General features: G+C 34.2%; 9 protein-coding genes. 7 read left to right on the forward strand and 2 right to left on the reverse strand.

What is annotated here, in order from left to right; genetic code table 11:
• The first annotated feature begins 19 nt into the window (after nt 1-19).
• The 5 genes from BSF42_RS21315 (at nt 20) to BSF42_RS22565 (ending at nt 7,604) form a co-directional block, all read left to right on the forward strand.
• A complete protein-coding gene (locus BSF42_RS21315; protein WP_095955153.1) occupies nt 20-3,007 on the forward strand; it encodes a SusC/RagA family TonB-linked outer membrane protein in 2,988 nt (995 codons plus the stop codon).
• Between the two features lie 11 nt (nt 3,008-3,018).
• Nucleotides 3,019-4,617: a RagB/SusD family nutrient uptake outer membrane protein gene (locus BSF42_RS21320; protein WP_095955122.1), complete on the forward strand. Its 1,599-nt coding sequence runs from the start codon at nt 3,019-3,021 to the stop codon at nt 4,615-4,617.
• 291 nt (nt 4,618-4,908) lie between these two features.
• Nucleotides 4,909-5,547: an MBL fold metallo-hydrolase gene (locus BSF42_RS21325; RefSeq protein WP_095955123.1), complete on the forward strand. Its 639-nt coding sequence runs from the start codon at nt 4,909-4,911 to the stop codon at nt 5,545-5,547.
• Nucleotides 5,548-6,870: 1,323 nt separating this feature from the next.
• A complete protein-coding gene (locus BSF42_RS21330) occupies nt 6,871-7,443 on the forward strand; it encodes a zeta toxin family protein (RefSeq protein WP_216360296.1) in 573 nt (190 codons plus the stop codon).
• On the forward strand, nt 7,440-7,604 hold the full coding sequence (locus BSF42_RS22565; protein ID WP_172426735.1) for a hypothetical protein: 165 nt from the start codon (nt 7,440-7,442) through the stop codon (nt 7,602-7,604). Before BSF42_RS21330 ends, BSF42_RS22565 begins: the two co-directional genes overlap by 4 nt.
• A gap of 110 nt (nt 7,605-7,714) precedes the next feature.
• On the opposite strand, the gene BSF42_RS21335 is transcribed toward BSF42_RS22565, so the two are convergent.
• On the reverse strand, nt 7,715-8,635 hold the full coding sequence (locus BSF42_RS21335) for a transposase (protein WP_371616449.1): 921 nt from the start codon (nt 8,633-8,635) through the stop codon (nt 7,715-7,717).
• Nucleotides 8,636-8,678: 43 nt separating this feature from the next.
• Nucleotides 8,679-9,044 carry a transposase gene (locus BSF42_RS21340; protein WP_095955126.1) on the reverse strand — a complete coding sequence of 122 codons (366 nt, stop codon included), beginning with the start codon at nt 9,042-9,044 and terminating at the stop codon, nt 8,679-8,681.
• A 600-nt stretch (nt 9,045-9,644) separates the two neighbouring features.
• On the opposite strand from BSF42_RS21340, the gene istA reads away from it, so the two are divergent.
• Both istA and istB read left to right on the forward strand, forming a co-directional pair.
• The gene (istA, locus tag BSF42_RS21345) at nt 9,645-11,177 is read left to right on the forward strand and encodes an IS21 family transposase (RefSeq protein WP_253251134.1); all 1,533 of its coding nucleotides are present in this window, start codon (nt 9,645-9,647) and stop codon (nt 11,175-11,177) included.
• Nucleotides 11,178-11,189: 12 nt separating this feature from the next.
• A complete protein-coding gene (istB, locus tag BSF42_RS21350; RefSeq protein ID WP_095955128.1) occupies nt 11,190-11,927 on the forward strand; it encodes an IS21-like element helper ATPase IstB in 738 nt (245 codons plus the stop codon).
• Nucleotides 11,928-12,096 lie beyond the last annotated feature (169 nt).

Raw genomic sequence — 12,096 nt, forward strand, 5'->3', positions numbered from 1 at the left:
ACCAAAAAACCAAAAAGCTATGAATTTTACTAACCATTCAGTATTGCAAAGTTTTGGAAATAAACTGTTAGAGAAAAAACTGGGATTTACCATTTTTTTTCTTTTAATGTTTTTGAATTCCATTGCACAAACAAAGATTCAAGGTTCTATAAAAGATATTAATGGAGGACCTATTTCCGGGGTATCAATTATGGAAAAGAATACATCTAATAATGCTGTATTATCAGATTTTGATGGTAATTTCCAGATAACACTTCAAAAACCAAATTCTAAATTGGTTGTTTCCTATGTGGGTTTTATATCTCAAGAAGTTACCGTTACAAATAATAAGGTAGACATTGTGCTGCTCGAAAGTGTAGAGCAGCTATCCGATGTTGTTGTAGTCGGTTACGGTACCCAGAAAAAATCAAGGGTTACAAGTGCTATAGCCAGTATCAAAGAAAAAGATTTTACGCGAGGCGCAATTAGGGATGCTTCGGATCTTATAAAAGGAAAAGTAGCCGGTTTAACAATTAGCAGCGGTTCTGGAGATCCTTCGGCCGCACCAAATATTTCATTACGTGGTATATCTTCTTTAAAAAGCGGATCTGCTCCTTTGGTTTTAATTAATGGTGTGCCTGGCGGAATCGATACTGTTTCTCCAAATGAAATTGCTTCAATTGAGGTATTAAAAGATGCCTCGGCCGCTGCAATTTATGGAACACGAGGGGCTAATGGAGTAATTTTAATTACTACAAAAACGGTTAATAAAGAGATGCAGCCTACGATTACCTATTCTACCTTTACTACAGTATCTAATTTTGCTAAGAAAGCAGATTTTTTAGATGCGGCGGGGTTAAGAAGTTTGATTTCACAAGGCGTTAAAGTTCCTTTTACAGATGAGGGCGCAACTACAGATTGGCTGGATCAAATTTCAAGAAGCAGTTTTGCTCAAAACCATAACTTAGATCTTAAAGGAGGAACTGCAAAAACAAACTATGCAGTAAATTTAAATTATGTAGATCAAACAGGTGTTTTTAATGGTACATTTAATAAAGAATATAGATTCTCATTTGATGTTAATCATAGAATGTTCAATGATAAGTTAAAAATTAATTTGAACTTATTGAATGGAACACAAAAAATGGGAATACATCCTGATATAGCAGGTTACGCTTACAGACAGGCTATGATTCGTAATCCTACCGCTCCTGTTTATAAACCTGATGGGACTTATGCAGAAACCAATAGATTTCAGTATTATAATCCAGTTGCAATCTTAAATGAAACAGATCAAGACAGACAAAGTACATGGCAGAGGTTTACAGCTAACTTGACTTTAGATTTATTGCCGGGTTGGGACGTAAGTGCTTTGCTTGCCAAAAATAAAAATTCAGGTTTAGATGGGTATTCTGAAAGCAAAAAACACTACTCTAATACCATAAACGGAAGAAATGGAGTAGCTTCAAGAAATACTGGGCAGACTGACAGGGATTTCGTAGAATTCACTTCTAAATATAATAAAAAATTCGATAAGCACGAGTTTACATTACTTGGCGGTTACAGTTATCAATATACTGTTAATGAAGGTTTTTCTGCTTCTAATTTTGATTTTCCTACAGATGCCTTTTCTTACAATAATTTAGGAGCAGGTAATGCTCTCTCTGACGGAAAAGCATCTATGGGCAGTTATAAAAATGATGACAAATTAATTGGTTTCTTCGGAAGAGTTAATTATAATTTTAATAATAAATACGATCTTTTATTTAGTATTAGAAGAGAGGGATCTTCTAAGTTTGGTCAAAATCATAAATGGGGTAATTTCCCTGCCGTTTCTGCAGGATGGAGTATTAATAAAGAGTCTTTTCTTAGTGATGTTTCTGCAGTAAACAACTTAAAATTAAGAGCAGGTTATGGTGTAACAGGAGTAATACCTACAGATTCTTATTTGTCTCAAACTTTGTATAATTACGACGGCTATTTCTTTAATGACGGGAAATGGGTAAAAGGATTAGTGCCGGCAAGTAATCCGAATCCTGATTTACGCTGGGAGAAAACAGCTGAGGTAAATGTGGGTATCGATTTTGGTTTTCTAAATAATAGAATCAGCGGAAGTTTTGATGTGTACAGCAAAAAAACAAGCGATATGTTATGGGATTATAGTGTGCCGACACCTCCATATTTATATTCTAGTATTACTGCAAATGTTGGAAAAATGGAAAATAAAGGTTTTGAGGTTCTGCTAAATATAATTCCAGTTAAGAGCGAAAATTTTATGTGGAATTCGTCTATGACTTTTTCTCATAACAAAAATAAATTAACAAGTCTTTCAAATGATTTGTATAGTATTGATAGAAACTTTATTAATACTGGAGATACTGGAGATCCAATCTCATTTACTACACATAGATTAGAAGTGGGGCAGGCTATTGGAAATTATTGGGGATTGAAATCAGTTGATATTACCGATGATGGAAAATGGATTATTGAAACCGCAGATGGTACAAGAAAAACATTGACACCAGATTTGTACAATGATTCTAATAAACAGTATCTAGGTAATGGAATACCAAATTATGTTGCAGGCTGGACTAATACATTTACTTACAAAAAATTTGATTTAAGTATTGTAATGACTGGAGCTTTTGATTTTCAAATATTGAATTCTCAGCGTATGTTCTATGAAAATCCGACGATAAATTACAACATGTTAAGTTCTGCATTTGATAAAGTATATGATAAAGCGGTTTTAAACTATAACCAAACATATGTTAGTTACTATCTGGAGCAGGGAGATTACGTAAAAGTGGATAATGTTACATTGAGTTATAATTTTGATGTTAAGCCTTACACATTTATCAGTGGAATGCGTGTATATGCTTCAGCAAATAATTTAGCCGTAATTACAAAGTATAAAGGTTTAGATCCTGAAATAGCCAGAGATAATGTTTTGTCACAAGGTGTAGACAACAGAGATAAATATCCCACTACAAGAGGTTTTACTTTAGGTTTAAATGTAACTTTTTAAAAAAAATAAAGATGAAAAATCAAAATATAGTATATAAAATCCTTATTTCTGGCTTACTTCTTTTAGCAGCTGGATGTACAAATTTGGACGAGACAGTTTATGATAAAATAACTGCAGAAGGTACAGTATTAACCGAAGAGGATTTAGCAAGTATTGTTGCACCGGCTTACACTTCTTTTAGAGGCATTTTTTGGAACTGGGATGGTTTGCATGATTTGTATGAAGAGTCGTCTGATTTGTTGGTAACCCCGCAGCGAAATGGAATTGGATGGGGAGATTACTACATCACCATGCATCAGCATACTTGGGGATCAACTCTTCCGCATGCAGAAGGAAACTGGAGTTATATGTATACAGGTGTAAACAGCGTAAATAGAGCGATTTACCAAATAGAGCAGATTGAAGGCATTACAAATAAAGACAAAGTAATTCAGGAGTTGAAAGCCTTGAGAGCGATTTATTACTATTTGCTGCTGGATAATTTTAGAAATGTTCCTATTGTAACTTCTTTTATTAATCCTCCAGGATATCTGCCTGTGCAGAATACAGGCAAAGAAGTATACGATTTTGTCGAAAGTGAATTAAAAACCGCTATGCCATTTTTAAGTGAAGAAAATAATACAGATACGTATGGGAAAGTTACCAAATGGGCAGTTAAAATGACTTTGGCAAAATTATATTTAAATGCACAAGTTTACACAGGTACTCCTAAATGGAATGAAGCTTTAAGCGAGGTTAATGACATTATAAACAGTAATAAGTTTAGCTTAGCAGCTAATTATGCTGATAATTTTAAAATTAAAAATGAGGGCTCTCCAGAAGAAATATTATCAATTCCTTTTGATCAAGTAAAAACAGGAGGAAGTTATTGGCCGTTTAAATCTTTAGCAGCGCCTAGTCAGGCAACTTTCGAAATGAGCGGCGGTCCTTGGAACGGGACAGGAGGTATCCCGCAATTTATTGATACTTACGACTCAGATGATCAAAGATTAAAAGACTGCTGGTTAGGAGGGAAGCAGTTTACAAGCAAAGGCGAACCAATTATGGTAGACGGTGTGCAATTTGAGTACATTAATTATATGACAAATGTAAATAGCTGCGAACCTAATGAAGGCTATAGATTAGTTAAATATGAAATAGGCACTGGAGATATGGGACAGACAAGTAATGATGTTCCTTTTTACAGATACACAGATGCTCTTATGATCAAAGCAGAATGTTTATTAAGATCAGGAGATGCCGACGGAGCTGCTTTAATAGTTTCTCAAATCAGACAGAGAGATTTTAAAAACACAAATCCAAGTAAAGCAACAGTTTCAGGAGCTAAACTTAACGGAGGAAGTGTTTATAAATATGGAACTTATGCTTCTGGTGTTATTACCAATTTAGAAGGAGGAGGAGATATTCAGTATGGAGGTTTCCTAGATGAGCTTGCTTGGGAGTTTATTGGAGAAGCACATAGAAAACAAGACTTAATTCGTTTTGGAGTTTTTACTAGAAAATCATGGTTTTCTCATACACCAAATGGTGATTTTAAAAGTATTTTACCAATACCGCAATCGGAGATGGATACAAATAGTAATCTAAAACAAAACCCAGGTTATAATTAAAGGTATATAAAATAATTTGAATTTGTAGTTTCGATAGGGAGTAAATCAATTTTTGCTTCCTATCTTTTTACTGTAATTTAAAGAATATTTTTCCTTGAATTATAATTGTTGCAATACAAGTTTTTTGCAGGATAAAAAGGAAAAATAAATCTTATTACGTTATTGCTTAGATATATTTTTTTATCTTTAGATTTCAAGGATCAGCCGAAAGGCAATATTCAAAAAACAATTTGATTTAGGTTGTAGAGTTCGAAAATATTTTTGGTTCAAATAATAAATTACTATTTGATTATGGAAATTAAAGTTCACAATTTGCACAACGGTCAAGTAAGAGTCAATCGATTTCTTCCTTCCAATGAAAATAATAATTTTCACACCTTCTCTTACACTGGAATTGTAAAACCAGTTAAATGTAAGATCTGGCTTCCGGTATCAAGTTATTTGATAGAACACCCAAAAGGAGTAGTTTTGATTGACCAAATGTGTCAAGCAGATTTGCATCAAATTAAAGGAGATAAAAAGGAAATTAGTTTTTTTCAAAATCTCCGCAATAAACCTATTGCAGAGCTTGGAGATATTATTAACGACAAGCTGGCGAAAGCAGGTTACAAATCCAATGATATAGATTATCTAATACCAAGTGATCTTCCTTCTGATTATTCAAAAGGACTGGCTTATTTAAAGAATGCAAAAAAAATTATGATTAGTGATCTTCAATTAAATGCAGAATCGGATCAAAAAACACTTAATTCGGCAACAGAAACGTGGCATGATTTAAATGTCCAAAAATATAGTTTTTCACAAACAGGAATTGGCCCGCAAGGTTTGTCTTATGACTTATTTGGCGATAATTCGGTTGTTTTAATAAGTACGCCAGATTACAGTACAGGAGCCGTAACCGCAGTTATAGAGAATAAATGGATTTGCTAGATAACTTCATTTAAAAATAGTACAAAATAGAAAAGAGCTGAAACGCTAGTAATGTTTCAGCTCTTTTTTTATTATTTTTTTAGCGTATTAAAAAAGCACTTTCTTGGTTAAACTATATCCATTTTCGGTAATGTATCAGATGTGCTGGCGGTTAATTATTGCATCTAACATTTACAGAAAATTATTTATATTATTATCGCATAAAAATTAAAACAGCCTTTGGGCTGTTTTTTTTTATAATGCCTTAAATTGAAAAAAATGGAGTTAAAGCATAGTAGGAGTTTTAAATGTGTTGGTGATATTCTGAATAGGTATGTGCTTTAAAAATTTAATTTGGTGTTTGAGCAATAGAGCAGCTGGTTTATCTTAGAGGTCTTTAGTTTGATTTTGATCGTGATGGGAAAGACAGGATGAAAGGTTTGTTTAGTAAATAGGAAATTATTTAAAAGTTAGTGAGTTAGTTTTCTTTTATTTTAGATTGTGTTTATTTCTTTTCATTAAGATTTTTTTTAGCGTCGGTATATTTTTTTATTTTGATTTTAGTTGATCATCGGTGAGATCATTGGGAGGTGGAGGTTGGGTTTATGAGATCGTGCTGATACAGTTTCGAACCTAAATTCGTCAGGTGTTGATTTTATCGTTTTCTATTTTTAAACTACAGCTGTGCTATGATTCTGCCACAAAAATAACCTATCGTCCTATTTAATTCTTACTTAAGTCAAAGGCGGTGCCTGCTGTTTGATAACAAAAAGCAGATGGATTGCAGTTGGTTGTTTAGCACCAGTTTTTATTCCAAACGGCTAAAAAGGGCAACCAAGATAGCGCCATTGCGTCTGCTGCGTGCGCATAACGGACTTCATTTCCTTTGTCCGCCCTTCGGGACTTATAGCACTGCGCATCTGCTCTAACGCTTGATCTGTGCTTTCGTTTTTTCTTTTGGAAACAATTTATAGTATAGGGTGGAGGGGTGGTTTAGGAAAGAGAATGGAGAAACCAATTCTTTATTTCTTTCTTTCTTTCTTTCTTTCTTTCTTTCTTTCTTTCTTTCTTTAGTTAGTTAGTTAGTTAGTTAGTTAGTTAGTTAGTTAGTTAGTTAGTTTTAGATTGTGGTATTTCTTTTTCCTTCATTTTTTTGCTTTTAATTTTTACAGATTTCTTTAATTGATTTTGGCCGGTGAAGGGGAGATGGATGGGAAGTTAAGAATAAATTAATATGAAAATTTATAATATTGTCGTCTGCCTGCAGATTGTAAATGCATTTGGCTGGCAAACTAAAAGTGTAAATAACGAATACTAAAAATGTAATTTATTATCTTTGTAATAATGGATAAAAATCTTTATATTATAGCTGGCTGTAATGGTGCTGGTAAAACTACTGCTTCATTTACAATACTTCCCGAAATACTGAATTGTAAGGAGTTTGTAAATGCGGACGAAATTGCCAAAGGTCTTTCTCCTTTCCAGCCTGAAAAGGCTGCCTTTGAAGCGGGAAGGATAATGGTTCACAGAATAAATGAATTATTAGCCCATAACGAGATCTTTGCTTTCGAAACTACATTAGCGACAAAAAGCTATAAACAGAAAGTCATTGCGGCTCAGGAAAAAGGCTATAAAGTTGTGCTTTTATTTTTTTGGCTAGATAGTGTCGACTTGGCTATCGAGAGGGTTAAGACAAGAGTTCAGGAAGGAGGGCATAACATTGAAACCGATGTTATTAAACGAAGGTATAAAAACGGCATAAATAATTTATTTGATATATATCTGCCAATAGTCAATGAGGCATTGATTTTTGACAATACAGCCGTAAAAGCTGAATTGATAGCGCAAAAAACATTAGGTAATCCTATTGAGATTATAAATAAAATCAAGTTAGATAAAATCAAAAATAACAGATGATGGGAGAATATAAAACAACAACGACGCCGACTCAGAAGAAGATTATAGAGGCAATGGATAAGGTTTCTGAAAAATTAATTGAGTTTAAAAAGAAAAATAACAGCGATTTAGTGGTTATGAAAGATGGGAAAATCGTAAGAATAAAGGCCAGCTCTTTATAAAAACAGTATTTCAATAAAACTCGAAAGCTCTCAGAAATGAGAGTTTTCTTTCTTTTAAGATGTTCTCTAATTATGATTGATCAACACGAAGATCTGTGGAGCAGCAAAAATTAAGCATAAATATTGGTTAGTCTAAAAAGGAAGAATTCTACATTTCTAACACCTCTGAATTTGGATCTAAAAGCTTTTATTTTAGCATTGAAAGATTCTGCAGACGCATTGGTGCTTCTGTTGTCAAAATAATTCAATATCGTTTGATAGTGATTTATAATTGTACGAGAGATTGTACCGAAAGACTTAAACCCAGATTGATTTACTTTTTCGTGCCATTTGGCTAGTTTGGCAAAGCCTATGATTTTATCTTTTGTATTCTCGAAGATTGCGCGAAGCTCTTGAGTTAGATTGTATCCTTTTTGAATATCAGGATACAATTCAAATAATAATATAGCACGTTCTAATTGGTTTTTAGTCCATTTTGACTTGGTTTTATATAAGAAGTAACGGCTTCTTGCTAGTAACTGTTTAAGGGTGTCTCCGTTAGAGAGTATTTTAGGTTTAAAATTCACATTTGACTTTTTGGCTTTTTCCATTGCCTCATTTTCCAGATCTATAGCTTTCCATCGGTATTTTATTCTGATTTCCTGTAGTGCTTCTGTCGCTAACTTTTGAACATGAAAGCGATCTGTAACGCGGGTTGCATTAGTACAACATTTCTTTGCAATTAATCCCATATTACCGGCCATATCCAAAGTAATTTCTTTAACTAGATTTCGTTCTTTAAGCGGGATTTTTTCAATAACCGAAATAACAGCTTCTGCTTTAGTTCCTGCAACCATTGCTACTATAGTTCCTTTTCTGCCTTTTCCAGATTTGTTGGTTAAAATAGTATAGAGCTCACCATTAGAAAGAGAAGTTTCGTCTATTGATAAGCGTTTTCCAATATTTTTTGGAAAGAGAAGCCATTTTTTCGCATGTGAGATTTGATCCCAAACTTTAAAATCACTTAAGAAATCTTTGTATTGGCATTGCAGATTCCTGCCGGAAACTCCGTAAAAAGAAGCAATGGTAGAACAATCACTTGGACTGGAATCTATTGATCTCTTTTAAAAAAGACGCAAACTCCTGAGTTACACGAGTTCCGTCTGCTACTAAATTCCAATCTCTAAAAACTATTTTTCCCGTATCTTCATTTAGCCATCTTCTGCGAGTGATGTGAAGATATACCTGATGTCCACGGATAGGAAAATCCTGAACGGTTATCTCTTCAAAGAATCCTTTTGAACTTAATTTAGATTCTCTGTGTTCTTTTGGTATCGAATTAATTTCTTTTAGATAAAGATGAAGTGTTTCATCTTCCTTTTTATAAGTGGTAAGTTCAAAATAATCTACTATTATCTCAGGAAGTAATAACTTTAGGATCTCGCTAAAAGAATCTTGCATTAGGGAATAATTTGGAAATGCAAATATCTAGATTTTAATATTTCCGCACAAAAATATGTATTGATCCATTATGATTTTGACCGGTGACGGTAAAATTGATCAGGTTAGGGAATCTGTTTAAAAGGACAGGCTGTTAAAAAGTTAGTTAGTTAGTTAGTTAGTTAGTTAGTTAGTTAGTTAGTTAGTTAGTTAGTTAGTTATGTGTTTTTCTCTTTCCTCTTTTTTTTTCAGATTGTTTTTAGTTTTTGTTTTGGCCGGTGATGGAGATGATGATTTTGGTCGTTGGCTTATTTTTGATAATCATATTTATTGAGAAGAAAAGTCGAAAATCTGGTAAAAAATGATTACTTGCTTTTTGGATTTTGATTTTAATAAATAGTTGAGAGCGGGGAATAAAAAGTGGAAAAAACGGTCAAACTGACCACGCTTTTTCAGCATAAAGTGACCACCGCTTTCGGATCAAACTGACCACCACTTTTCAATTTAAACTGACCAGCTGGTTTCGGTTCAAATTGACCACTAAAAAACTACTTCTTTTTCATGTTGTTAAACCATGGATCTGTATAAAAACTACAGGCTATGGCAAATAACAAACTAGACATGAATAAAATTAGAAAAGTCATTAAATTGCATTGTAACGGCAAAAGCAAGCTGTTTATAAGCAAGTATTTATCACTTTCCAGAAACACAGTAAAAAAATATATTTCTTTATTTGAAGTGCTTGGATTAAGCCTGGAGACTGTCAACAAGAAAACCGATACCGAATTAGACGAACTATTTTCCCCAGGCCCCGCAGAAGTTGTTTCCTCAAGAATCGAGGATCTTTACGCTTATTTTCCACAGATGGAACGGGAATTAAAAAAAACCGGCATTACCATACAAATCATGTGGGAGAGATATATCGCTTTAAATCCCGATGGCTTGAGAATTACGCAATTCAGAAACCGCTACAGGGACTGGGGTAATAAAGTAAATCCTGTGATGCATATGAACCACAAGGCTGGTGATAAAATGTATGTAGATTATGCCGGAAAGACACTTTCAATTTTAGACAAAAGCACATCAGAGATCAGAGAAGTGCAGTTTTTTGTAGCTATACTCGGAGCAAGCCAATATACTTATGCGGAAGCTTCCATGAGCCAGCAAAAGGAGGATTTTGTAGCTTCGGTAGAGAATGCAATGCGCTTTTTTGAAGGAACACCTGCTGCAATAGTACCAGACAATTTAAAATCTGCCGTTATCCGAACCAGCCGCTTCGAACCCACCATTAATGAAACTCTGGCAGATTTAGCAGAACATTATGAAACTACCATTCTACCAGCAAGAGCATACAGGCCAAGAGATAAATCTTTGGTCGAAGGTGCGGTTAAAATACTTTACAGAAGAATTTATGCAAATTTAAAAGACACTAAATACTTCAGTATAGACGACCTAAATCAGGAGATCTGGACTCTGCTGGATGCTCATAACAATAAGAAGCTTACTGGAAGACCCTACTCTCGTTTTGAACTCTTCATTGAAGATGAAAGACATGAACTGCAGCCACTTCCTCTGGAACGCTTTGAGATTAAATACCAGTCCCTGGCAACAGTTATGCAGAATGGACATGTTCAGTTAAGCCAGGATAAGAATTATTACAGTGTACCTTATCAATATTTAAAGAAAAAAGTAAAACTGCTGTACACAAACTCTACAGTAGAAATCTACTTCAAATACAATCGTATAGCTACTCACATCAGAAATCCCAAGCCTTATGTCTACTCTACAAATCCTGAACATCTGGCAAGCACACATCAATTTGTATCGCAATGGAATGCCTTAAGGTTTATTGATTGGGCTAATAGTATTGATCCGGCAGTAGGAGAATATATTATGCAGATAATCGAAAGCAGGAACCACCCGGAGCAGGCCTATAAAAGCTGTTTAGGGATATTATCTTTCGAAAAGAAAGTAGGTACAGAAAGATTAGTAAATGCCTGTAAACGCGCTCTGGACTTTAAGATTTATAATTTTAAAACTATACAGAACATCTTAGATAACAGTCTGGATAAAATATCTAGTGAACAGGAAATGGAACAGGAACAGGATCTTCCTGAACACAGTAATATTAGAGGAAAAAATTATTATAACTAAAATCAATATACAATGAATGAATCTACCGTAATGAAAATGAAGCAGATGAAGCTTCATGGAATGCATAATGCCTTCATGACAGCTATCGAAAGCGGCAAAACTGATCATTATACCCTTGATCAGTTTATATCAATGATAATAGATGCCGAATGGGATGAAAGACACAACAGACGGATTGAACGGAGTATTGCAAATGCACGCTTCCACTACAAATCAAATATTGAAAGCATCAATTTTGACCAGTCCCGAAACATTGATAGAAATCTTATACTCCGCCTTGCAGAATGCAGCTTTGTAGAAAAGAATGAGAACATCTTAATTACCGGAAGCACAGGTGTCGGCAAAAGCTTTTTAGGAACAGCACTTGGCTATCAGGCCTGCATAGAAGGTTATAAGGTAAGCTATTTTAACTCCGCAAAATTGTTCGCAAAGCTAAAAATGGCAAAAGCAGACGGCACTTACTTAAGAGAACTCATGAAAATACAAAGACAGGATGTTATCATACTCGATGACTTTGGACTCCAGTCTCTGGACAGTCACAACAGAATTGCACTTTTAGAGATCATTGAGGATAGACATAACAACGGCTCAATTATCGTAACCTCGCAAATCCCGGTTCAGGGATGGTATGATATAATTGGCGAGAAAACTATAGCAGATGCAATCTTAGACAGATTAATACATCAATCACACCGAGTTGAACTGCATGGGGAATCAATGAGGAAGAAAAAAAGCATAAACAAGGGATAATTATTTATCTATCTTTGAAATAATAACTAACACACGAAAAAAAAAGTAGTTTTTTGAAATAAATCGAGGTGCTCACTTTGCACCGAAATTAGATGGTCACTTTAAACCAAAACAAGGTGGTCACTTTAAATTGAAAACAGGTGGTCAACATCACTGAGTTTTACAGTCA

The sequence above is a fragment of the Flavobacterium sp. ACN6 genome, assembly GCF_002304005.1.
Lineage (GTDB): Bacteria > Bacteroidota > Bacteroidia > Flavobacteriales > Flavobacteriaceae > Flavobacterium.